Source organism: Pediococcus cellicola (assembly GCF_001438655.1).
GTDB lineage: Bacteria > Bacillota > Bacilli > Lactobacillales > Lactobacillaceae > Pediococcus > Pediococcus cellicola.
The window spans coordinates 1-24,846 of sequence record NZ_JQBR01000012.1 but is presented as its reverse complement, the minus strand read 5'-3'; the positions used below and the strand labels follow the sequence as shown (position 1 = coordinate 24,846).

The following is a 24,846-nucleotide window of genomic DNA, read 5'->3' as shown; positions in this document are numbered from 1 at the left end:
AAAATGGCAAAAATTCATGAACTTTCTGATGTTCTGGCTGACCAAATTGCTGCTGGAGAAGTCGTTGAGCGGCCAGCATCGGTCGTAAAAGAACTGGTTGAAAATGCAATTGATGCAAATAGTACCCAAATTGATATCCTGGTGACACAAGCCGGTTTAAAATCCATTGAAATTGTAGACAATGGAGACGGCATTGCTAAAGAAGACGTTGCCATGGCTTTTGAAAGGCACGCTACCAGTAAAATTACTACGCGTGAAGATTTATTTAAAGTGCGCTCATTAGGCTTTAGAGGTGAAGCTTTACCCAGTATTGCATCTGTAGCTGACGTCGTTTTACAAACTTCCACAGGGGAAAATACAGGGACTCAGATTCATATTAAGGGTGGTCAATTAGTCAGTCAAAGCTTGGCAGCCCTACGTAAAGGAACGGATATTACAGTCCAAGATTTGTTTTATAATACACCTGCACGTTTGAAATATATGAAGGCACCTCAGACTGAATTAGCTAATATCACGGATATTGTGAACCGGTTGGCATTGAGTTATCCAAAGATTGCTTTTACCTTAAGTCATGATGGTAGGGAACTTTTGCGTACCTCGGGACGTGGGGATTTACAACAAGTTATTGCGGGAATTTACGGCGTTCAAAATGCACGCAAAATGGTGGCGTTTAGTGGACAAGACGTAGATTTTGAAATTTCTGGCTATACAAGCTTGCCTGAATTTACACGAGCCTCTCGCCAATATATTTCGGTACTCATTAACGGACGTTATGTGAAAAATTTTCAGGTTACCAAGGCTATTATCGAGGGTTACGGATCAAAATTAATGGTTGGTCGCTACCCAGTCGCAGTTTTAAACATTAAAATGGATCCTTTATTGGTAGATGTCAACGTTCATCCTGCCAAACAAGAAGTCAGAATTAGTCAAGAACCACAGTTACAAAAACTAATTACACAGACGATTTATCAAGAATTGGCCAAAGAGAATTTAATTCCTTCAGCCATTAAAAATTTGCAAACTAAGCACAAGTTAAATACCGATCAGTTGCAATTCAATTTAAATGAGGTTTCAGCAAATTATCTTGGAAATACGCAACCGAGTCAGAAAAAAGCGCCTGATCGTGTTCGTGAGCCCCAGAATAGTGACAAACTTTTTTCAGCCTTACCAGATAATGATAAAAAACCAATCGTGATCAAACACGAAGCTGAATTAAATGACCAGCCGTTAAAACAATTCCAACAAAAATATCACACAGAAACCAAGCCACTCCCATTTGGAAAAGGTGATTTAAAACAAGAGTTGACGCAAGTTCCAGCAGACAAACCAATAAAAACGGAAGAAAAAAGATTTCCGTCTTTACAGTATGTCGGTCAAATGCATGGGACCTTTTTGTTTGCTGAGTCAGAGGATGGTCTTTATATTTTGGATCAACATGCGGCCCAAGAACGAATTAATTATGAATATTATCGAAAAAAAATTGGAGAAGTTTCTGATGATGCGCAAAATCTGTTGGTTCCGATTGTGCTAGATTATTCAACTAGTGATATGCTGAGAATTCAGGAGAAAGAGGCAGTTTTGGCTAGTTGTGGGATTCAGTTAGAAGCGTTCGGACCCAATAGTTTTGTGGTTCATCAACATCCTACCTGGTTTAAAGCGGGTCAAGAAGAGGATACCATCCGTGAAATGATTGATTATGTGCTTAATGACAGTCGCATGACGGTAGCCAAGTTTCGAGAAAAAACGGCGATTATGATGAGTTGTAAGCGCGCAATTAAGGCAAACCATCATCTAGATGATAAGCAGGCTCGTCAATTGCTTAAGGATCTAGCAAAGACAGAAAATCCTTTTAATTGTCCACATGGACGACCGGTTCTGGTTCATTTTTCAAATGCAGATATGAAAAAAATGTTCAAACGTATCCAGGATCCTCATCAGCCTTTAGAGGAACAAGAGTAAATGAAATATATGGTACAATAGTAAAAAAGCAAACGTATGTTTAGTTTGAATACTGGAGAGATTTTGAATGTATGAATATTTGATCGGTTATGTGACACAAATTACCCCGGAGTTTTTGGTGTTAGAAGTTAACGGCGTTGGTTACAAGCTATTTGTAGCCAATCCATATCGCTACGAAATCGATGACAAAAAGCAAATTAAAATTTACGTCCACGAAGCGGTATCTGATTCGGGAATCAGTCTTTACGGTCTGTTTGATGGCGAAGATAAAGAGTTGTTTGAAAAGCTGCTTTTAGTAAAAGGGATCGGACCCAAAAGTGCATTAGCAATTCTTGCCAATGAGGATCATTCAGGACTTATTAATGCTATCAATCAAGACGATGTGGCGTATTTAAAAAAATTCCCCAAAATTGGTCCAAAGGCCGCTCAGCAAATCATTTTGGATTTAAAAGGAAAAATGACATTAAATTCGGATGTTCCTGACAAGGCGTTAACACAAACTGTGAACAATCAGGCTTTGCAAGATGCTTTAGATGCGTTAGCAGCGTTAGGATATGCGACTCGAGAAGTAACGAAAATCCAACCTGAATTAGAGAACCATAAAACATTTACAACCGATCAATATTTAAGTTTGGGCCTTAAGTTATTAATGAAAAAATAAGGAAGGGAGGTAAAGTGGATGAGTGATCTTGATGAAGATAGAATTGTATCAGGAAATAACGAGAATACAGAGGAAGCTTCAATTGAAAAATCTTTACGGCCGACAACTCTTGCACAATATATCGGCCAGGACCGAGTAAAGCATGAGTTATCTGTCTATATTCAGGCCACTAAGCAACGCGAAGAATCTTTAGACCATGTACTGCTCTACGGACCACCTGGTTTGGGAAAAACAACCCTTGCTATGGTAATTGCCAATGAAATGGGCGTGCAAATTCGGACAACTAGTGGTCCAGCAATTGAAAAACCAGGAGATTTAGTAGCTCTCCTGAACGAATTACAACCAGGTGATATTTTATTTATTGATGAAATTCATCGGTTGCCGAAAATTGTAGAAGAAATGCTTTATTCAGCAATGGAAGATTTCTTTGTAGACATTGTTGTGGGGCAAGGACCGACAGCTCACCCAATTCATTTCCCATTACCTCCATTTACGCTGATTGGCGCGACGACCCGCGCGGGGTTATTATCAGCTCCGTTGCGTGATCGTTTTGGAATTGTGGCTCACATGAGTTATTACACGATTGGCGACTTGACCGAGATTGTTAAAAGATCGGCCGACATTTTTAACACATCGATTACGGAGCAAGGTTCCCATGAGATTGCGAGTCGGTCACGTGGGACGCCACGAATTGCGAATCGGTTACTCAAACGGGTTCGGGATTTTATGGAAGTTTCTGATAAAAGTACTATCGATGAACAAATTGTTTCTAAGTCCCTTCATTTTTTAAGAGTTGATAAGCAAGGTTTAGATGAAGTGGACAACAAAATTTTAAAGACAATGATTACTTATTATCACGGTGGTCCAGTGGGGTTGGGTACCATCGCGGCCAATATTGGTGAAGAAGCCGACACGATTGCTGAAGTTTACGAGCCTTATCTTATGCAAATTGGCTATCTGAACCGTACACCTCGCGGACGTGTTGTAACGGAGAAAGGTTACCAACACTTAGGCATTACCCCGAATCAAACAAATTAAGGAGAGAGACCATGACATTATCAGTTGATGATTTCGATTATGATTTACCACATGAATTAATTGCTCAGACACCAATTAAAGAACGGGATGAATCTCGATTGCTGGTTTTGGACCATAAAACTGGCGCATTAGAGGATAAACACTTTTATGACATACTGAACGAACTGCACGCTGGTGATGCAGTTGTCATGAACGATTCGCGAGTCATGCCTGCAAGAATTTATGGGGTTAAAAAAGAAACGGGCGCGCATTTAGAGGTTTTACTTTTGCATAATGATAACGGCGACCAGTGGGAAACGTTAGTGAAACCAGCCAAACGAGCCAAAGTAGGAACTGAGATTGAATTTGGTGAGGGTTTGCTGAAAGCCACTGTGACAAAAGAATTGGAGCATGGTGGACGAGAGATTGAATTTCACTATGATGGCATTTTTATGGAAATTCTAGAAAAATTAGGTGAGACGCCATTGCCGCCTTACATTAAAGAAAAGTTGGATGATCCGGAACGTTACCAAACGGTCTATGCGCGTGAAAGTGGCAGTGCTGCTGCGCCTACTGCTGGCTTACACTGGACCAAAGAACTTTTACAGAAAGTTGAAGAAAAAGGTGTGAAACTTGTTTATTTGACTTTGCACGTTGGATTAGGAACTTTCCGGCCGGTTGATGAAAAAAATATTGAAGATCATAAAATGCATAGTGAGTTCTACCGCCTCAGTGAATCCTCAGCAGCTACTTTAAATGAAGTTCGGCAAAACGGTGGCCGTATTATTGCAACTGGGACGACCTCGATTCGGACGCTAGAGACGATTGGCACTAAATTTGATGGCGAAATCAAAGCAGATAGCGGGTGGACTGACATTTTTATCAAACCAGGATATGAATGGAAAGTGGTTGATGCGTTTATTACAAATTTCCATTTGCCAAAGTCCACTTTAGTCATGCTAGTGGCTGCCTTTACTGGTCGTGATATGATTTTAAATGCTTACCAGCACGCCATAAATGAAAAATATCGGTTTTTCAGTTTTGGGGATGCAATGTTTATTAAATAAAGAAATGGAGAATTGGCGTGGAACCAGCAATTAAGTACCATTTGATAAAAAAAGACAAACATACAGGAGCCCGATTAGGTGAAATTGAAACCCCCCATGGCACATTTAAGACCCCAATTTTTATGCCAGTTGGGACGCAAGCAACCGTCAAAGCAATGTCTCCTGAAGAACTAGAAGACATTGGAGCAGATATCATTCTTTCCAATACGTATCATTTATGGGTCCGCCCTGGTGAGGATATCGTCAAAGAAGCCGGTGGTCTGCATAAGTTCATGAACTGGAAAAAAGGAATTTTGACTGATTCTGGTGGGTTTCAGGTCTTCTCATTGGCCAAACTTCGTGATATTACGGAAGAAGGCGTTCATTTCCGGAATGAAATCAGTGGGGCAAAAATGTTTTTGAGCCCCGAAAAAGCAATTCAAATCGAGAATGATTTGGGTCCTGACATCATGATGAGTTTTGATGAATGTCCACCATTTTTTGAAAGTTATGACTATGTGAAACACTCGGTTGAAAGAACAAGTCGCTGGGCTGAGCGTGGTCTAAAAGCACATCGAAATCCAGACTGGCAGGCATTATTTGGTATTGTCCAAGGAGCAGGATTTAAGGCACTTAGGGAACAAAGCGCTAAAGATTTAGTCAGCTTAGATTTTCCGGGATACTCGATTGGTGGACTGTCCGTCGGAGAATCAAAAGACGAGATGAATCGTGTCTTGGAATTTACAACACCGATGTTACCAGAGCACAAACCTCGTTATTTAATGGGTGTCGGTTCACCGGATTCCTTGATTGATGGCGTTATTCGTGGGGTAGATATGTTTGACTGTGTGTTACCCACTCGAATTGCGCGTAACGGGACTTGTATGACTTCACATGGTCGCTTAGTGGTTAAAAATGCAAAGTATGCGCGTGATTTTACACCAATTGATGATAACTGTGACTGTTACACTTGTCGAAACTTCACACGGGCATACGTCCGACATTTGATGAAGACAGATGAAACTTTTGGTTTGCGATTAACTAGTATTCATAATACGTACTTTTTGGTACATCTTATGAAACAAATTCGTCAAGCAATTGAGGACGATAATTTACTTGAATTTCGTGAGGCATTTTTTGAAGAATACGGTTATAATAAACCGCATGCAAAGAATTTTTAAATTGACTGGAACTGTCAGTTAATATTTGATACAGTTAAGGTAAAGAAAATGAGGTGTTTATATTGTTATTAGCAGCAAATGCAGGTTTTGGTGGTTACGGCAGCATTATTTTCATCATTCTAATTTTTGGATTGATGTACTTTATGATGATTCGGCCACAAAAAAAGCAACAGCAAAAGCATCAAGAAATGATGAATAAGCTGCAGGTTGGTGACAAGGTTGTCACAATCGGCCGTTTACATGGTGTGGTCGACTCAATTGATGAGGACGCTAGAACTGTCACGCTTGATTGTGATGGTATTTATCTGGTCTTTGACCGGACAGCTATTATGCGTGTAGACCACGTTGAAGCTGTGCAACCAGCAGCATCCACAAACGATGCACCAACCGACTCCGCCGACCAAAAAGCGGATGATGATCCTGAAACGCCTGAAAAAGACGATTCCACAAAAGAATAGTAAATTTTAAGAATTTGAAGCTGCAGTTTAGTTTCAAATTCTTTTTTTAAAAGTTTTATAAGTTGTATAATTCACGTGAAAGATTCATAATTAACAAGTATAGATATTGTGAAAGAGGGGCAAACGAAAATGGCACAATCGGCATTATTTATTATATTTGGAGGAACGGGAGATTTAGCATACCGAAAATTATATCCTTCACTATTTCGTTTGTATGAAAAAGGCTATTTAAAAGATGATTTTGCAGTTATTGGCACAGCTAGGCGACCATGGACGGATGAACACTACCATGAAGTTGTGATGAATGCGATTGCTGATGATGGGCATGAGTCAGACCGTACGAATAGTGAACTAGCACATAAGTTCGCCAGTCACTTTTATTATCAATCGCACAATGTAAATGATACGGAACATTACGTTGCGTTACGCAACTTGGCTGATAAGTTAGATGCTAAGTACAATTTAAAGGGCAATCGAATTTATTATTTGGCGATGGCACCAAGATTTTTTGGGACAATTGCTGGTCATTTGAAGTCTGAAAAACTGATTACAGATCACGGTTATAATCGTTTAATTATCGAAAAACCATTCGGTCGTGATTTACAAACAGCTAAAGACCTAAATGATGCCATTTCGGCTGCTTTTTCTGAAGAACAGATTTACCGAATTGACCATTATTTAGGTAAGGAAGCTATTCAAAGTATCGCAGCGTTGCGCTTTGGCAATGAAGTGATTGGTTCTCTTTGGAATAAAGCACATATTGATAATATTCAAATCACTTTGGCCGAATCATTAGGTGTTGAAGAACGAGCTGGCTATTATGAAACTGCCGGAGCTTTAAGGGATATGGTTCAGAATCATATTTTGCAGATTGTTTCTTTACTTACCATGGAAGAGCCTAAAGCATACACGGCTTCGGAACTACGTGATCGCAAAGTAGAAGCTTTACGAAACATTAAAATTTATTCTCCAGAAGAAGCATTGCAGAATTTTGTCCGCGGACAATATGGTGAAGACGCCGATCATGAACAACTGGATTACCGCCATGAAGAGGGAACCGATGAAAATTCTCAGATTGAAACGTTTGTTGCTGGTAAGCTGGAAACCGAGAGTCCTAGCTTAGCGGGTGTGCCAATTTATGTTAGAACGGGTAAAAGATTAGCACAGAAGTCAACCCAAATTAGTATTGTATTCAAGGATTTAAAACAGAATATTTTTGCGAATTCTGAAAGCGATACTAAACTAGCACAAAATGTTTTAACACTTTTTATTGAACCTGATCAAGGCTATCGGTTCGACATTAATGTTAAAAGTGGTGAACAAAGCTATGGCGTGATGCCTATCCATTTAGATTATCATAAATCGGCTGCCAAAAAAGCCAAGGTGCCGGAAGCTTACGAAAAATTGATTCATGATGCGCTTGATGGCAATCGAACAAACTTTGCGCACTGGCATGAGGTTGCACAAGCTTGGCGGATTGTGGATGTTGTTCGTAAGACTTGGGACAAACAAGATGCGGATTTTCCTAATTACGTGAGTGGTACCATGGGACCTGAAGCGGCAGAAGAATTATTACGACGTGATCATCGTACTTGGGTTTACAATCCTAAACGCTAAAGAAAGAAGCGATTAATTAGTTGAAAGCTAATTAGTCGTTTTTTAGTTGAAAATTAAGCTTGTGTTCAAACGTACGTTCGGATAGACTAAAGTTAGGTGATAAAAATGGATGCAAGTATTGAGACAGTGCCTATTCACGTGGACACTTCACGAAAAATTATTCATGTAGATATGGATGCTTTTTACGCATCAATTGAGGAACGTGAGAATCCTAAATTACGTGAACTACCCTTGGTGATTGCCAAAGATCCGCGTCAAACCGGTGGTAAAGGTGTTGTAGCAACAGCTAATTATTTGGCAAGACAATCGGGTGTGCATTCAGCTATGAGTGCACAAAAGGCGCTTGAATTATGTCCAAAAGCTTTTTTTAAGACACCAAACTTTACATTATATCGGCAAGTTTCAGATCAAATTCACGACATTTTCCATGAGTACACTGAAAAAATTGAACCGGTTGCTTTTGATGAAGCGTATCTAGATGTGACACAAAATAAGAAGAAAATTGAAAGTGCCGTCGAGGTTGCACACCGAATTCAAAGTGAAATTTTTGCAAAAACGCAGCTAACCTGTTCAACGGGGATTTCCTACAATAAGTTTCTAGCTAAGTTGGCCTCTGAATATCAAAAACCAGTGGGGGTTGCGGTCGTGCTGCCTGAAGACGTGCGTGAATTCTTAGATCAGTTACCAATTGAAAAATTTCGGGGTGTGGGAGCTAAAACAATCCCAAAAATGCACGATTTAAAAATTTTTTCTGGCCATGATCTCTATTTAAAAAGTGAGTTAGAATTGATCCATCATTTTGGTCGTTTTGGGGATGTTTTATTTCATCACGTCCGCGGTTCTGATGATCGTGCTGTTGAATACCAACGAGAGCGTAAATCGATTGGCAAAGAAAGTACGTACAATCCAAATCTTGTTTCTGAAGATGAGTTGATCCAGGCACTAAAAGAATTAGCTCAAAAGGTTTCAACCACAATGGCTCAAAAGCAAAAACACGGCAAGACCTTAGTTTTAAAAGTACGTTATGCAGATTTTGAAACAATTACGAAAAGACAAACTTTCACCGAGTATCTCGATAATAGTGAAGAAACTTATCTTTTTTATGCACGGCAAATTTTTGATGAGTTTGGTGATATCCAGCGGGGGATTCGGTTGTTAGGTATTACAATGACAAATTTGGCGGGCGTAAATTTTCAAAACTTAACGTTACCATTATTTAATGAAAAATAAATGGAGTCAACTTTGTATTTACCCGAGAAACCTAGTATACTTGGTGGAAGTGAAAAGATACAATGACGTAAAGAGTTTGGAATAGGAAGAAGAAATTATGACACCTCAGCAACAAATATTTGAACAAATAAAAAAGCATCAACGTATTATTATTCATCGACATCAACGGCCTGACCCAGACGCAATTGGCTCGCAAATTGGCTTGGCAGCGATAATCCATGCGTCATTTCCAATGAAAACTGTCCTTTGTGTGGGCAAACAAGTTAGCGGTCTTGCTTGGATTGGGGAAATGGATATTGCCGATGATGACGATTACGATGATGCGTTAGTTATTGTGACAGACACAGCTAACCCACCTCGTGTGGATGACAACCGGTATACACATGGCCAAACGTTAATTAAAATTGATCACCATCCAAATGATGATCCGTATGGTGATTTAATGTGGGTCGTCCCAAGTGCTTCTAGCAGCTCCGAAATGGTTTATGACTTTTACCATCAATTCAAAAAAGAATTGACGATAACTCCTAAAGCGGCTAAGGCTTTATATACTGGAATTGTTGGGGATACCGGACGTTTCTTGTATCCCGCGACAACACCACATACTTTACGAGTAGCTGCCTCATTGATGGCCACAGGATTTGACGTCACAGCAGTTAATCAAAAGTTAGATAGTATCGCATTGCCAGTGGCGCGCTTATCTGCCTATGTCTATGAAAACTTGGATATTACCGAAGATGGTGCTGCCAGTGTTTGTTTGACAGCTGAAGTTTTAGAAAAATTTGATTTGAAAGATGCAGGAACTGCTGGCGTTGTCCCGTTGCCCGGTAAAATTAATACAGTGATCTGTTGGGCAATTTTTGTGGCTCAAAAAGATGGCAGTTTCAGAGTACGTCTGCGTTCTAAGGGTCCCACAATTAATGAACTAGCTAAGCAACATGATGGTGGTGGTCACGCATTGGCTAGTGGCGCAAAAGCTAAGGACATGGATGAGGTTAAGCAAATTCGAGCAGAATTGGCTGCTTTGGCAACCGCCTATCAGAAAGATGAAAAGGAGTAATACATGAAAAACGGTTTTACAGAATTTGGATTGCAACCATTTTTAATTTCGGCACTTAAAGAAATTAATTTTGAACAACCAACGCCGGTTCAAGAAAAATTAATTCCGGTTATTGAGGCTGGTCGAAGTGTAATTGGGCAATCACAAACAGGAAGTGGTAAAACACACACTTTCTTATTACCAATCTTGAATCACGTTGATCCCGAAAAACAACAAGTACAAGTAGTAATTACGACCCCTAGTCGTGAATTGGCTTATCAAATTCATGATGCCGCGCGACAACTGGTCAAATTTTCAGATCAGGAAATAGAGATTGGGAACTACGTCGGAGGCACAGATAAAAAACGGCAGATTGAGAAGCTAAATCATCGCCAACCACAAGTTGTCATTGGAACCCCGGGACGTGTCTGGGATCTAATTAAGAGTCAGGCTTTAGACGTTCATTTGGCTGCACAATTTGTTGTGGATGAAGCAGATATGACCCTCGACATGGGATTCTTGAATGAAGTCGATAAAATTGCGGCCAGTCTTCCAAAAAGTTTACAAATGATGGTTTTCTCTGCAACAATCCCGAAGTCACTAAATGTCTTTTTGAAAAAGTATATGGTTAATCCAGTTGTGGAAGAGATTCCAGTACAGAGTATTATCAGTCCAACTATCGAAAATTGGCTAATTTCTACAAAAAGTAAGGGTAAAAATAGCGTCATTCATCAATTACTTACGATTGGCGAGCCATATTTAGTACTTGTATTTTGTAATACTAAAGAGCGTGCTGATGAATTGACGGAGTACCTGAAAAATCAAGGCCTTAAGGTCGCTAAAGTCCATGGTGGTGTACCACCAAGAGAACGTAAACGTGTTATGAAAGAAATTCATAATCTAACGTTTCAATTTGTTGTGGCAACAGATTTAGCTGCACGAGGAATTGATATCGAGGGCGTATCCATGGTAATTAACGATGGTATTCCGGATGATTTAGATTTCTTTATTCACCGCGTTGGGCGAACAGGACGAAATGGCATGTCAGGTGTTGCAATTACTTTGTATGAGCCTGGAGAAGAAGCCAAAATTTCAGAAATCGAAAAATTAGGCGTGAAATTTCAACCCAAAGCTATTAAGAATGGTGAAATTGTAGATTCATATGATCGTAACCGCCGTGTGACACGGGTAAAAGATCATCATAAGCTGGATCCTACGATGGTAGGGTTAGTTAAGAAGAAGAAGCGTAAGGTTAAGCCAGGTTATAAACGTCAGATTCGTAAAGCCATTGAACTTAAAGATCAACGCGATCGCCGTGTAGCTAAGCATCAAGAATTCTTGAAAACAAAACGGCAAAAGATTAAGCAAAATCGAGCAAAGCGAAACTCTGGTGAGCATTGACAAAGCACTAATTGCTGCAATATAATTGTAGCTAGTTAAGGACATGTTAGAATTAATGAATTTTCAGAAACGTTTTGGCTGATGTGAAAAACGAGTTCGTAATTTTGATGCTACCTTAAAATAGATTCGCGACTCTGCGTTAAAGAGCTTAAGAGGTAAACGATTAAGATCGTTGCAAGTAAAGTGGTACCGCGCTATGGCGTCTTTACTAGCAACGGTCTTTTTATGTGATTAGAGAGGGAAGAATATGGAAAGAAAATCAAGTAGTGAAATCAGAAAAATGTTTTTAGACTTTTTCCAATCAAAAGGTCATATTATTGAACCGAGTGCTTCACTTGTTCCGCATGATGATCCTACTTTGTTGTGGATCAACTCTGGGGTTGCTACGATGAAGAAATATTTTGATGGTAGTGTGGTACCAGAAGTTCCACGTTTGACAAGTTCTCAAAAAAGTATCCGAACAAATGATATTGAAAATGTGGGGCATACAGCACGCCATCATACTTTGTTTGAAATGTTGGGTAACTTCTCAGTGGGGGATTACTTTAAAGAAGAAGCCATCACTTGGGCCTGGGAACTGCTTACGAGTCCAAAGTGGTTTGCAATGGACCCTCAAAAATTGTTCATCACGGTCTATCCTAAAGATACCGACGCCAAAAAGTATTGGGAGTCAGTAGGCGTACCTGCAGACCACATTATTGCTGTGGAGGATAACTTTTGGGATATAGGTGAAGGCCCAAGCGGTCCCGATTCAGAAATTTTTTACGATCGTGGTGAGTCCTTCAATAATTTGGCTCCAGATGACCCAGAAAACTATCCCGGTGGTGAAAATGAACGTTACCTTGAAATTTGGAATATCGTTTTTTCACAGTTTAATCACAAACCAGATGGTTCATATGAACCGTTACCTCATAAAAATATTGATACGGGGATGGGGTTGGAACGTGTCGTTTCCATTTTCCAAAATGCACCTACTAATTTTGAAACAGATTTATTCTTACCAATTATTCACAAGACGGAATCTTTTAGTGGTAAAACCTATAACGAAGATATAGAGCAAGATGTGGCATTTAAGGTTATTGCCGATCATGCACGTGCAATTACGTTTGCGATTGGTGACGGAGCACTACCTTCTAATGAGGGGCGGGGCTATGTCATTCGTCGTTTGATCCGTCGTGCCGTTATGTACGGACAAAAATTAGGAATTGAAAAGAATTTCTTATATCAGTTAGTACCGGTTGTGGGTGAGATTATGAAATCATACTACCCAGAAGTTTTAGAGCAAAAAGACTATATTGAAAAAGTCGTTCAATCGGAAGAAAGTCGCTTTAGTGAAACTTTGAGTGATGGTGTTCAACTATTGGATCAGATTATTACCACCAAAAAAGCTAATCAAAAGACAGAAATTTCTGGTACTGATGCTTTCAAATTGTTCGATACTTATGGTTTTCCACTGGACTTAACCGTTGAGTATGCACAGGATGAAGGTTTGAAAGTCGATAAAGCCGGATTTGAGCAAGAAATGCAGCAACAAAAGCAACGCGCGCGTGCAGCTCGAGGAAATCAGGTTTCGATGGGTGTCCAGTCTGATTTGCTTACTGATATTAAAACGGCGAGCCGCTATGTGGGGTATAGTGAACTCACGGTGGATCATGCGGTTCTTAAAGATGTTATTCAAGATGATAAAATTGTCAGCACAGCTCAAAAAGGAGAGGCACAACTCATATTTGATGTGACCCCATTCTATGCCGAAATGGGTGGTCAGGTTGCTGATAAAGGGACGATCACAGATACACATGGCAATGTAGTTGCTGAGGTCAAAGATGTGCAGCATGCACCTAATGGACAAAATTTGCATACCGTTAAAGTCTTACGACCACTAGAAACTGAGGAAACCTATGTGCTAAAAGTCGATTCTCATTTTCACAGTAAAGTTGAAAAAAATCATACGGCAACACATTTGTTAGACCAAGCCTTGCGTGATGTTTTTGGATCACATACCAAACAGGCAGGGTCTTTAGTCGAGCCAGACTACTTGCGATTTGACTTCACACATTTTGGTCAAGTGACGCAAGAAGATTTACAGAAAGTTGAGCGAATTATCAACCAAAAGATTTTTGATGAAATTCCTGTCACAACGGTGGAAACTGATCTTGAGTCTGCCAAAAAAATGGGAGCAATTGCACTCTTTACCGAAAAATATGGTAAAAAGGTTCGGGTAGTAAGCATTGGTGATTATTCTATTGAATTTTGTGGTGGCGACCATGTTAAAAATACTAACGAATTAGGATTATTTAAAATTGTGTCTGAATCTGGAGTTGGCGCAGGTGTTCGCCGTATTGAAGCTGTCACCTCCGCTGAGGCTTATGAGTACTTACTAAAACACGAGCAGTTATTACAACAAACAGCCCGTGAAGTTAAAGCTATTCAAGTCAAAGATACGCCAAGTAAAGTGGCTCAGTTACAAACGAGTTTGAAAGAAATGACACAAAAGGTAACTACTTTGGAAACTAAAATGGCAAAACAACAAGCAGCTGGTATTTTCGATCAAGTGAAGCAAGCGGGACAGTACTCGGTGATTGCTGATGTGGTGAAAGTTTCCGGGATGTCTCAGTTACGTGAGTTGGCAGACGACTGGAAACAGCGTCAAGTTTCTGATGTTTTAATTTTGGGTACGACCATTGGTGAAAAAGCCAATCTACTGGTTGCCGTTTCGGATGAAAAAGTCAAAACGGGTTTGAAGGCAGGAGACTTAATTCGTGCCATTGCAAAGGAAATTAATGGTGGGGGCGGTGGTCGCCCTAACTTAGCTCAAGCTGGCGGAAGCAATCCAGCAGGGCTCAAGCAGGCACTTGCTAGTGGGATGACTTGGTTAACAGAAAAGTGATGCTTTGTTGCTAATTGACTAATAGGGTGTTACGAATTGATTACATCAGTCTTCAATGTTTGTACTTTTTCTGGCTATCAGGTAGAATTAGCTTGATGACAGTACAGGAGGTGCTTTCGATGAGTAAACTGGATAAGACAATGTTTTTTGATTTTAGCAATGATGCTCCTAAAGACTTACATGAAACTTTGAAGACCGTGTATGATGCTTTGGAGGAGAAGGGATATAATCCGATTGACCAAATTGTTGGATACTTACTCTCGGGAGACCCAGCGTATATTCCTAGGTTGAACGATGCTCGTAATTTGATTCGCAAACACCAACGTGATGAAATTATAGAGGAGTTAGTTCGTAACTATCTTGCTAAGGATCAAAAAGATTTGGACAAATCTGGACAATCAGCAGGTCCAATTAAATGAGGCTAATGGGATTAGACGTTGGTTCAAAAACAGTTGGTGTAGCTGTAAGTGATGCATTAGGTTGGACTGCTCAAGGTGTTGAGATTGTTGCAATTAACGAAGATCTTAAGGAATTTGGCCTAAAGCGTATTGGTGAACTTGTGAAGCAATACGAAGTGGCTGGATTTGTAATCGGTCTTCCCAAGAATATGAATAATACTTCTGGACCAAGGGTGGATGCGGCTAAGGCATACGGACAGCTAATGATGGACACCTTTAATTTACCAGTCGATTATCAAGATGAGCGGTTAACTACAGTTGAAGCACAACGGATGTTGATTGAACAAGCAGATACGTCAAGAAAAAAACGCAAAAAAGTAATTGATAAACTGGCGGCAAGTTTAATTCTAGAAAACTATCTAGATCGTCAGGGTAAGTTACTAAATAACTTAAAGTGAGGTTGCCTAATGAGCGAAGAGGAACAACAAATAACACTCGTTGACGAACACGGAAATGAAGAACTTTATACTGTTTTATTCACTTTTGATTCTGAGGATTATGGTAAGTCCTATATGTTCTTGTATCCTGCCGATGCAGAGAATGATGATGAAGTTGATATTCAGGCTTATTCATACGTCCCTGACGCCGATGGTAATGCTGACGAAGGTCAGTTAAACGAAATCGAATCAGAAGACGAATGGAAAATGGTTGAAGAAGTCTTAAACACCTTTTTAGGTGAAGATGACGCAGAATAAGTTCCATTTAAAGTTAAAGACGATCAGATTTGAGTGAAGTTTTTTATTCAAATCTGGTCGTTTTTTGCTTGAATTAAAGCTTGTCAATATTCAATCGAAGGTAAAAGCGCTAAAATATGATTAAACAATAAAAGGATTAGAAAAATGAATAAAAAGATTTTTGAAACATTAGAGTACGAAAAAGTAAAAGCAAAGTTGATGCCTTACTTGGCATCCCAAACTGGTCGCCAAGAACTCAATCGATTGGGTCCTCTAACGGATTATGAAGCTATTCAACTAGCTTTGACAGAGACGTTAGATGGAGCTGATGTTTACCGGTTAAAAGGTGGTATTCCGATTGCCAAACTGGATAACATTGCACCTCAAATGAAACGTCTTGAAATTGGGGCGACATTGAGCGGACTAGAATTATCACAAATTACCAAAGTTTTACGAACCACACAAGACATTCTCGGCTTTTTCCGAAAACTACAAGATGAAAAAATTACCTTTCATACGTTGTATGATACAGTTGGTAAATTACAATCTCTGCCGGAAATTTCAAGACGACTCATAAAGTCTATCGAAGGGGATGGACACATTACAAACGAGGCTTCTGATAAATTATTTGGCATTCGAAATCGAATTACGTCGACTGAATCAGAAATTCGGGGCAAAATGGATGGCTATACACGTGGTAAAGATGCTAAGTATTTAAGCGATGCCATCATTACGATGCGAGATGGTCGGTATGTCATTCCAGTCATGGCACAATATCGAAGTCACTTTGGAGGTGTGGTCCATGATCAAAGTGCTTCGGGGCAAACGTTGTATGTGGAGCCCCAAGCAGTGATGGAGCTCAATAATCGGTTACGACAAAATCAGATTGAAGAAAAAAATGAAGAAGAAAGAATTTTAGAAGAACTCTCTAACCTACTTGCGCCTTACCGCGAAGAACTCCTAAATAATGCTAATATACTGGGACATCTTGATTTTATCAATGCGAAAGCACGTTATGCAGGTGAGATTAAGGCTACGCAGCCAACTATTTCTAAAGAAAATCACGTGCACTTTCGGCGTGCAAGGCATCCTCTGATTGACCCGAAGAAAGTTGTGCCCAATGATATTGATTTAGGTGAAGACTATAAGGCACTTATTATTACTGGACCCAATACTGGTGGGAAGACTATTACTTTAAAGACTTTTGGGTTATTGCAATTAATGGCACAATCGGGTCTTTTCATTCCCGTGGCCGAGAATAGCCAAATGGGAATTTTTAACGAAATTTTTGCAGATATCGGTGATGAACAATCTATCGAACAAAATTTGAGTACTTTTTCTTCGCATATGGATAACATTGTTAAAATCTTGGCCAAAATTGACGATCGTAGCCTAGTACTATTTGATGAATTAGGTGGAGGCACAGATCCTAAAGAAGGTGCGGCTTTAGCCATTGCTATTTTAGATAAAGTGGGCAGCAAGGGAAGTTATGTATTAGCTACGACCCATTATCCAGAATTGAAGGCATACGGCTATAATCGACCAGAAACTATGAATGCCAGTATGGAGTTTGACACCCAGTCGTTAAAGCCAACTTATAAGTTACTGGTTGGAATTCCTGGAAGTAGTAATGCGTTTGATATTGCCACTCGTTTAGGTGTGGAGCCGGCAATTGTGATGCAAGCACGAGCCTTGATGGATCAGGATAGTCAAGATTTGAGTGCGATGATTCAGGATCTTTCTGCTCGTCAAAAAGAAGCCGATGACCGTGCTGCAAAATTGAAAGTTGAAGTTGATGAAGCTGAAAAATTACATCGAGACCTTAGAAATGAATATCAGAAGTTGGTCAATTCCAAAGATCAGTATTTAGAAAAGGCAAAGCAACAAGCGAATGATTTGGTTGATGATGCTGACAAAAAAGCTAATGACATCATCAAGAAATTACGAAAGATGGAAATGCAAGGTGGAGCAAGCATCAAGGAAAACCAGTTGATTGATTCAAAGAGTCAGCTAAATGCGTTGCATCAGGCACCAAGTTTAAAGAAAAATCGAGTTTTACGGCGAGCTAAAGCAAAGCAGGCACTTAAAGTTAATGATGATGTCTTGGTGACGAGTTATGGTCAACGAGGCACCTTGTTACGACAGTTTGACAAGCAGCATTGGGAAGTTCAGTTAGGAATTCTCAAGATGAAAGTTTCAGTGGATGAACTTGAAAAGCTTGCCCCGGAAAAGGAGCAAAAAACCGGACCGAGAACTACCATACGAAAAACAAGTTCAGCGGTTAAGACCACACTTGATTTAAGAGGAAAACGATACGAACAAGCCATGACAGAGGTAGACCGCTACATTGATTCGGCATTATTAGCTGGCTATCCAATGGTGACAATTATTCATGGCAAAGGAACTGGTGCTTTGCGAAAGGGAATTACCCAATATCTTCAAGGTAATCGCCAAGTGAAGCATTTTGAATACGCGGCCCCTAATGCTGGTGGCAATGGGGCAACGGTCGTTTATTTTAAGTAACTAATTTTTCGTAAGCAAAATTTTTGGTGTTTTAAACAAAGTTTGATAGACTGTGAATAGGAAAAAAGAAAGAGGGATAATTAAGATGGTAGAAGCAGTTACAGATGATAATTTTAATGAAAAAACTAGCCAAGGCGTTACATTAACAGATTTTTGGGCTACTTGGTGTGGTCCTTGTCGTATGCAATCACCAGTTGTCGAACAGCTTGATGATGAGATGAGTGACCAAGTTAAGTTCACTAAGATGGATGTGGATGCAAATCCTAAAACCGCACAGAATTTTGGTATTATGAGTATTCCAACGCTTATGGTCAAAAAAGATGGTGCAGTTGTGGATACCTTAGTTGGTTATCATTCAAAAGAGCAAATTCAAAAGGTGTTAGCACAGTACGCTTAACCTTAAAGTCAGCGAGTGAAAAAGGTTTTGACTATTAAAGTTCAGAGGCAGAAAGAGACTGGGAGTTTTTTCCCGGTCTCTTTTTTTTTTGCCTTAAGGAAGGTAAAGAATTAGTTAACAGTTAGGTTAATAGATTGTTGCAGATAGATTAAGTGTTTATACTTGAAACATTTACAGGGTCTCAATTTCGTGAGATACTGTGAAAGTACAGATTCGTTCTAAGGGGGGAAAGTATGAAAAAGTATTTAAAGACATTATGGCAAAAGGAATGGATAAAATTTCTCAGCAGAATGTTTTTTTATTTTGCCGTTTTCTTGGTTCTCATTTATTTGTATGGCTATAGCGGTATTGAAGGTGGCACCTTTATTTATAATGAATTTTAATTGAAACAGTGATTCGGGGGGAATAACTATGAAAATTACCAACGTGATTCAAGCAATTGATGAAGAGGCCGTACGAAAGCCACAACAAATTGCCTATGACTATTTGGGTCAGACCCATACATATCAGGATCTAAAAAAGTATTCTGATGCACTCGCCTGTCATATCGCAAAAATGGACTTGGATCCACAAGCACCAATCATGGTTTACGGAGAACAAAATTTTGAGATGATCGCGACTTTCATAGGCGTGGTTAAAAGTGGGCATGCTTATATTCCAATTGATAAGCATTCGCCCAATGAACGGCTCACAATGATTCAAGAAATTGCCAAACCAGCGGCATGTATTGCAGTTGAACCACTACCGATTACCATTTCGCAAATACCTGTGGTGACAACCCAAGACTTAACGCAAGTTTTTGAGTCGTCAATTCAAGCTGAGTGGCATCAGAAAGTGAAAAATGAGCAAGATTTCTATATTATTTTTACTTCTGGTACAACCGGAAAGCCAAAAGGTGTTCAAATAAGTCATCAAAATTTAACGAGTTTTGTGAATTGGATGCTAACGGATTTTGGTTTGCCAACTTCACCAGTTTGTCTAGCACAGGCGCCTTATTCATTTGATTTATCGGTCATGAGTCTTTATCCAACTTTGGTAAGTGGGGGGACGTTACGAGTTCTGCCTAAGCAAGTGACTGATGATTTCAAACAGTTATTTGCTTACTTACCTAAAATGGCGCTAAATGAATGGGTTTCAACGCCATCTTTTATGGATATTTGCTTGTTACAACCAACGTTTGATGCCAAGCATTTGCCTGACTTGTCACATTTTCTTTTCTGCGGTGAAGAATTAACGCACCAAACAGCAAGTTTGCTAAAGCAACGGTTTCCTAAAGCACATATCTATAATACCTATGGTCCCACAGAAACAACAGTGGCTGTGAGTGCACTTGAAATAACTTCAGAAGTACTCCAAAAGTATGACCGGCTACCCATTGGAAAAAGTAAGGCGGATACCACGATAGACATTGTGGACAGTCAAGGAAATATTTTACCGACAGATCAAGAAGGTGAAATTGTGATTTCTGGACCTGGCGTTTCAAAAGGTTATTTAAATAATCCGCAGAAAACGGCACATGCCTTTCAACAAATCAAAGGAAAGCTAAGTTATCATTCCGGCGATTTAGGAAAAAAGGATGTTAATGGGATGCTATTTTATCGAGGGAGGCTTGATTTTCAAATCAAACTTCATGGTTACCGTATTGAACTTGAGGAAGTCAACCATTACTTGAACATGCAAACGTTAATTAAACAAGCGGTAGCAGTACCAAAATATGACCGTGATCATAAAGTGGCCCAGCTGGTGGCTTACGTAATTGCAAAGGAGAATGTTTTTAAGACAGATATGGAATTGGTATTGGCCATTAAAAAAGATCTTCAGAAGATGATGATGCCATATATGATTCCAAATCGGTTTGTTTTTAAAGATAATTTGCCCTTGACTGCCAATGGTAAAATCGATATCAAATCCATAATGAGTGAGGTTAATTCCTGATGCTTTCATTTACACCTTATGAGAATCCCACTTACTTTGGTATTTTAGCTATTGCGCTGCTTCCTATTGTAATCGGATTACTATGCAAAAAAAGGTTTCACTGGTATGAAACAATTATTTCCATATTCTTTTTAGTTCTCACTTTCGGCGGCCCCAAGTTAACTCAGGGATATGCGCTAATTGCTTACTTGATTTATGAGGTCGTTCTCGTATGGCTCTATACGAGCTATCGTAAGCATAAGAATCAAACTAGTATTTTTGTTGGTGCGGTTATCCTAGCAATTATACCGCTGGTTATTGTTAAACTTACGCCGGCTATTCAAAATGGACAGCAATCACTTATTGGCTTTTTGGGAATCAGTTATTTGACTTTTAAGGCGGTTCAAACAATTATGGAATCGCGCGACGGTGTCCTCAAGGCGTTTAATCCGTGGTTCTTCTTGCAATTTTTGGTTTTCTTTCCAACGATTTCGTCGGGACCAATTGATCGATATCGGCGGTTTAAAAAGGATTACGATCATGTTCCAGATACGGATAAATATTTGCAACTCTTACAAAAGGGCGTACACAATATTTTTATGGGATTTGTGTATAAATATATGCTCGCTTACTTGTTTGGGACGCTCTTATTACCAAAGTTACAACAGCAAGCTTTAAGCGCACACGGTCTTTCTTGGTCGTTGGTGGGTGTGATGTATGTTTATAGCATGTATTTGTTCTTTGATTTTGCTGGTTACAGTTTGTTTGCCGTTGGAACCAGTTATTTTATGGGCATTGAAACACCAATCAATTTCAATGCGCCGTTTAAATCACACAACATTAAAGAATTCTGGAATCGCTGGCATATGACCTTATCCTTTTGGTTTAGGGATTACATTTATATGCGTTTAGTTTTCTTTTTTATGAAACATAAAGTTTTTAAAAGTCCAAAGACGACGGCCAATATTACCTATATTATTAACATGACAATTATGGGATTCTGGCACGGTGTGACTTGGTACTATGTTACTTACGGCATTTTGCATGGTATTGCGTTAGTGGTCAATGATTGGTGGTTGAGGTATAAGAAAAAGCACCAAAAACAGATTCCACACAACAAATTTACGGAAATTTTCGCGGTTTTCGTGACGTTCAATTTTGTTTGTTTTACATTTCTACTATTTTCAGGTTTTTTAAATACGATGTTATTAGCGAAGTAAGTTAATTTTTGAAGGGAAGAATAGATAATGGATACGAAGACAACAGTTTTAAATGTATTAAATGATTTAACGGGTACAGACGTGAGCGGTGACTTGGACGGTAATTTATTTGACTCAGGTTTATTAGATTCGATGGGTACCGTTCAGCTATTACTCCAACTACAAAGCGAATTGGGCGTTGATGTTCCGGTTTCTGAATTTGAGCGTAGTGAATGGGATACGCCAAACAAGATCATTGCGCGTGTTGAGGCTATGCAGAACTAGTGGCAAAAAAACTTTTTCAAATTTTTGGACCAATTCTGTTTGCAGCAATTCTTTTGGTGGTACTTTTATTTTCCCCATTCAAGTTGAGCCATATTACGGCTAAAACCGAAAGAAAGGCTGCCACAGCTTTGTCACCAAATGTGTTGAAGGGGCAGGTCATCAAAGAAGCAGCATTAAACCATCAAAACTTTGTGCCCTTTTTTGGTTCCTCTGAGTTTTCTCGGTTTGACTTCGCCCATCCATCTGTGTTAGCCGCAAAATATCAACGCAAGTATACACCGTTTCTGATGGGAAATCCGGGAACTCAATCTTTAACTCATTATTTTCAAATGCAGTTAATTACAAAACAATTAGAAAATCGTAAGGCAGTTTTTGTCATTTCACCTCAGTGGTTTGTGAAAAAAGGGACCCGGAAGGATGCTTTTAGCTTTTATTATTCACCACTGCAAGCGACTACGTGGTTATTAAACCGAAATGGGCATACAAAACAGGATCGATATGCAGCGCAGCGGTTGCTTGAAATGCCAGCGGGAAACGCTAATCACACCATTAAGTTGGCTTTAAAACGCGTTGCTAATGGGCAATCAATTACATCTCATCAAAGGAATACACTTACTTTTAAACAGCGACTTTTACAACACGAGGATCAGCTTTTTTCAAGTTTGAAGATGAAAAATAATCAGAGAAAGATTGCTCAGGCAGAAAGTGAATTGCCCCAAAAATACCAATTGAGTCATTTGGATCAGTTGGCCATTAAGCAGGGGAAAAAGCAGACTTCTAATAATCGTTTTGAAATTGACAATCGTTTCTACCAAAAACGATTGCAAAAAAAAGAAAAACGATTTAAAAATTTCGAGAAAAATTGGAGTTATGTGCAATCACCTGAATTCAGCGATTTTGAACTCGTTTTGAATCAATTCGCACGGACTCACACTAATGTGATGTTTGTTATTCCACCGGTAAATCAAAAATGGAGTGATTACACGGGACTCTCCCCTAAGATGATGCGGCAGTTTGATCAAAAAATCCGCTATCAGTTACAATCACAAGGTTTTACAAACATATGTGATTTAAGTGACAAAGGTAATGTGCCCTATTTTATGCAGGATACGATTCATTTGGGGTGGCGAGGTTGGTTAGCAGTAGATCAAAAACTAGATCCGTTTTTAACAACTAAGCAAAGCACGCCAACTTATCATATTAAAAACCAGTTCTACACAAAGAGTTGGCAAGATCAAGTACACGTTAATAAGTAAAACTTAAAGTAAAACAGCAATTAGCTGTTTTACTTTTTTTGCGGTTGACTTGCTTTTCACATTTGAAAAAGAGATAATGTAGTTTCAGATTACATGAAGAGGATGAAAAAATGGATAATCGGGCAATTGGATTTATGGATTCGGGTGTTGGTGGATTAACTGTGGTTCGCGAGGCCTTACGTCAGCTACCATTAGAATCTATCTATTTTATTGGAGATCAGGCAAGGCTACCATATGGGCCGCGATCTAGTACAGAAGTACGGAAGTTTTCTGAGCAAATGGCGACTTTTTTAATGAAAAAGGACATTAAAATGTTAGTTATTGCTTGTAATACTGCCACAGCTGCAGCACTGGAGGATTTGAAAGAAAAACTGCCGATTCCTGTCATTGGCGTCATTTCACCTGGCAGTCGTGCGGCATTGAAAGTGACCCGTAATCGCCGAATTGGGGTTATCGGTACAGAGGGAACTATTAAAAGTAAGGCTTATGAAACGGCTATTCTTTCCAAAGACAGTTCTGTCCAAGTTTATAGTTTGGCCTGTCCTAAGTTTGTACCTTTAGTTGAGAGTAACGAATATGATTCACCAGTGGCCAAAAAGGTGGTTGCTGAGACGCTTCGATATTTCGAAAATAAGGATGTTGACACTTTAGTCTTGGGATGCACGCATTACCCGCTATTGCGCCCAATTATTCAAGATGTTATGGGAAGCCAAGTTAAATTGATCGATTCTGGGGCCGAAACGATTGGGACGGTATCTGCACTTTTAGATTATTTTGATATTGCAAAAAATTCGAACGGCGAGAAATCAAAGGATGCATACTATACAACGGCTGCGCCAAAAAGTTTCAATCAAATTGCCAGTCAGTGGCTACAAATTAAGGTGGCTGCTCAAAAAGCTAGAATTGATCAATTGCATTTGGAGGTCAACTAATGACAGTAAACAATCAAATTATCGTTGCCACTAAAAATGAAGGAAAATTACGAGAATTCCAAAATTTGTTTGGTCCTAAAAAACTTGTGGTGACGTCTTTAAAGGATTATCCAGAAATTGGCAAAATCGTTGAAAATGGGCTAACTTTTGAAGAAAATGCCACTCTAAAGGCTAAAGCCGTCGCTACAAAAACAAATTTACCAGTTTTGGCAGATGACTCAGGACTAGAAGTTGATGCATTAAATGGTCGACCAGGAATCTTTTCAGCTCGTTATGCCGGCGATCACGATGATGCTGCTAATAATGCAAAATTATTAAGTGAGTTGGCGGGAGTACCTTTAGAAAAAAGAACGGCTACTTTCCATACAACGTTAGTTTTGATGAGGCCAAACGGTGATAAGTTAGTGGTTGATGGTGAATTGAATGGCCAAATTTTACCAGTTCCTAGAGGCAATAACGGATTTGGTTACGATCCGTTATTTTGGGTACCTGAAAAACAAAAAACATTAGCTGAAATGTCTGCTAGTGAAAAAAATGCGATTAGTCATCGTGGGCGCGCAAGTCAAAAACTATTAACGGTTTTTGACGAGTGGTGGACTAAATAATCTTTTAAAAGAATGCGACGAATTTAAATGTGTCATTGATATAAAATAAATAAGAGTTGCGAACAAATACCTATTTGGAACTGAAGTTATAATTTGATACAAACATA

At 39.4% G+C, this 24,846-nt stretch carries 23 protein-coding genes; all 23 read left to right on the top strand.

Annotated elements, in window-relative coordinates; all coding sequences use genetic code 11:
- Nucleotides 1–3 precede the first annotated feature (3 nt).
- The 23 genes from mutL to IV80_RS08885 all read left to right on the top strand — a co-directional run bounded on the left by mutL (nucleotide 4) and on the right by IV80_RS08885 (nucleotide 24,739).
- On the top strand, nucleotides 4–1,959 hold the full coding sequence (mutL, locus tag IV80_RS08995; protein ID WP_057752535.1) for a DNA mismatch repair endonuclease MutL: 1,956 nt from the start codon (nucleotides 4–6) through the stop codon (nucleotides 1,957–1,959).
- Between the two features lie 67 nt (nucleotides 1,960–2,026).
- On the top strand, nucleotides 2,027–2,620 hold the full coding sequence (gene ruvA, locus IV80_RS08990) for a Holliday junction branch migration protein RuvA (protein WP_057752532.1): 594 nt from the start codon (nucleotides 2,027–2,029) through the stop codon (nucleotides 2,618–2,620).
- 18 nt (nucleotides 2,621–2,638) lie between these two features.
- A complete protein-coding gene (ruvB, locus tag IV80_RS08985; RefSeq protein ID WP_057752529.1) occupies nucleotides 2,639–3,658 on the top strand; it encodes a Holliday junction branch migration DNA helicase RuvB in 1,020 nt (339 codons plus the stop codon).
- An 11-nt stretch (nucleotides 3,659–3,669) separates the two neighbouring features.
- A complete protein-coding gene (gene queA, locus IV80_RS08980; protein ID WP_057752527.1) occupies nucleotides 3,670–4,704 on the top strand; it encodes a tRNA preQ1(34) S-adenosylmethionine ribosyltransferase-isomerase QueA in 1,035 nt (344 codons plus the stop codon).
- Nucleotides 4,705–4,721: 17 nt separating this feature from the next.
- The gene (gene tgt / locus IV80_RS08975; protein ID WP_057752524.1) at nucleotides 4,722–5,864 is read left to right on the top strand and encodes a tRNA guanosine(34) transglycosylase Tgt; all 1,143 of its coding nucleotides are present in this window, start codon (nucleotides 4,722–4,724) and stop codon (nucleotides 5,862–5,864) included.
- A 59-nt stretch (nucleotides 5,865–5,923) separates the two neighbouring features.
- On the top strand, nucleotides 5,924–6,322 hold the full coding sequence (gene yajC / locus IV80_RS08970; RefSeq protein WP_057752628.1) for a preprotein translocase subunit YajC: 399 nt from the start codon (nucleotides 5,924–5,926) through the stop codon (nucleotides 6,320–6,322).
- Nucleotides 6,323–6,451: 129 nt separating this feature from the next.
- Nucleotides 6,452–7,939, top strand: coding sequence for a glucose-6-phosphate dehydrogenase (zwf, locus tag IV80_RS08965; RefSeq protein ID WP_057752521.1), 1,488 nt, complete (start codon nucleotides 6,452–6,454; stop codon nucleotides 7,937–7,939).
- 105 nt (nucleotides 7,940–8,044) lie between these two features.
- Nucleotides 8,045–9,169 carry a DNA polymerase IV gene (dinB, locus tag IV80_RS08960; protein WP_057752518.1) on the top strand — a complete coding sequence of 375 codons (1,125 nt, stop codon included), beginning with the start codon at nucleotides 8,045–8,047 and terminating at the stop codon, nucleotides 9,167–9,169.
- A gap of 97 nt (nucleotides 9,170–9,266) precedes the next feature.
- Entirely contained in the window at nucleotides 9,267–10,229 is a 963-nt protein-coding gene (locus IV80_RS08955; protein WP_057752515.1) for a DHH family phosphoesterase, read from the top strand.
- A 3-nt stretch (nucleotides 10,230–10,232) separates the two neighbouring features.
- On the top strand, nucleotides 10,233–11,609 hold the full coding sequence (locus IV80_RS08950; RefSeq protein WP_057752513.1) for a DEAD/DEAH box helicase: 1,377 nt from the start codon (nucleotides 10,233–10,235) through the stop codon (nucleotides 11,607–11,609).
- Nucleotides 11,610–11,856: 247 nt separating this feature from the next.
- Entirely contained in the window at nucleotides 11,857–14,496 is a 2,640-nt protein-coding gene (gene alaS / locus IV80_RS08945; RefSeq protein ID WP_057752510.1) for an alanine--tRNA ligase, read from the top strand.
- 119 nt (nucleotides 14,497–14,615) lie between these two features.
- The gene (locus IV80_RS08940; RefSeq protein WP_057752507.1) at nucleotides 14,616–14,915 is read left to right on the top strand and encodes an IreB family regulatory phosphoprotein; all 300 of its coding nucleotides are present in this window, start codon (nucleotides 14,616–14,618) and stop codon (nucleotides 14,913–14,915) included.
- The gene (gene ruvX / locus IV80_RS08935) at nucleotides 14,912–15,352 is read left to right on the top strand and encodes a Holliday junction resolvase RuvX (protein WP_057752504.1); all 441 of its coding nucleotides are present in this window, start codon (nucleotides 14,912–14,914) and stop codon (nucleotides 15,350–15,352) included. The genes IV80_RS08940 and ruvX overlap by 4 nt, the downstream gene beginning before the upstream one ends.
- A 9-nt stretch (nucleotides 15,353–15,361) precedes the next feature.
- The gene (locus IV80_RS08930) at nucleotides 15,362–15,649 is read left to right on the top strand and encodes a DUF1292 domain-containing protein (protein WP_057752500.1); all 288 of its coding nucleotides are present in this window, start codon (nucleotides 15,362–15,364) and stop codon (nucleotides 15,647–15,649) included.
- 144 nt (nucleotides 15,650–15,793) lie between these two features.
- Nucleotides 15,794–18,151, top strand: coding sequence for an endonuclease MutS2 (locus IV80_RS08925; protein ID WP_057752497.1), 2,358 nt, complete (start codon nucleotides 15,794–15,796; stop codon nucleotides 18,149–18,151).
- A gap of 85 nt (nucleotides 18,152–18,236) precedes the next feature.
- On the top strand, nucleotides 18,237–18,548 hold the full coding sequence (trxA, locus tag IV80_RS08920; protein ID WP_057752494.1) for a thioredoxin: 312 nt from the start codon (nucleotides 18,237–18,239) through the stop codon (nucleotides 18,546–18,548).
- Between the two features lie 233 nt (nucleotides 18,549–18,781).
- Nucleotides 18,782–18,931 carry a teichoic acid D-Ala incorporation-associated protein DltX gene (locus tag IV80_RS08915; protein ID WP_057752491.1) on the top strand — a complete coding sequence of 50 codons (150 nt, stop codon included), beginning with the start codon at nucleotides 18,782–18,784 and terminating at the stop codon, nucleotides 18,929–18,931.
- 28 nt (nucleotides 18,932–18,959) lie between these two features.
- Entirely contained in the window at nucleotides 18,960–20,483 is a 1,524-nt protein-coding gene (gene dltA, locus IV80_RS08910) for a D-alanine--poly(phosphoribitol) ligase subunit DltA (RefSeq protein ID WP_057752488.1), read from the top strand.
- On the top strand, nucleotides 20,483–21,682 hold the full coding sequence (gene dltB / locus IV80_RS08905; RefSeq protein WP_057752486.1) for a D-alanyl-lipoteichoic acid biosynthesis protein DltB: 1,200 nt from the start codon (nucleotides 20,483–20,485) through the stop codon (nucleotides 21,680–21,682). The genes dltA and dltB overlap by 1 nt, the downstream gene beginning before the upstream one ends.
- A 27-nt stretch (nucleotides 21,683–21,709) precedes the next feature.
- Nucleotides 21,710–21,946, top strand: a complete 237-nt coding sequence (gene dltC, locus IV80_RS08900; protein ID WP_057752483.1) for a D-alanine--poly(phosphoribitol) ligase subunit DltC — start codon at nucleotides 21,710–21,712, stop codon at nucleotides 21,944–21,946.
- Nucleotides 21,946–23,202 (top strand): D-alanyl-lipoteichoic acid biosynthesis protein DltD, encoded by a 1,257-nt coding sequence (dltD, locus tag IV80_RS08895; protein WP_057752480.1) that lies wholly within the window; start codon nucleotides 21,946–21,948, stop codon nucleotides 23,200–23,202. The genes dltC and dltD overlap by 1 nt, the downstream gene beginning before the upstream one ends.
- A 110-nt stretch (nucleotides 23,203–23,312) precedes the next feature.
- Nucleotides 23,313–24,134: a glutamate racemase gene (gene racE / locus IV80_RS08890; protein ID WP_057752477.1), complete on the top strand. Its 822-nt coding sequence runs from the start codon at nucleotides 23,313–23,315 to the stop codon at nucleotides 24,132–24,134.
- Nucleotides 24,134–24,739 carry an XTP/dITP diphosphatase gene (locus IV80_RS08885; protein WP_057752474.1) on the top strand — a complete coding sequence of 202 codons (606 nt, stop codon included), beginning with the start codon at nucleotides 24,134–24,136 and terminating at the stop codon, nucleotides 24,737–24,739. The genes racE and IV80_RS08885 overlap by 1 nt, the downstream gene beginning before the upstream one ends.
- Nucleotides 24,740–24,846 lie beyond the last annotated feature (107 nt).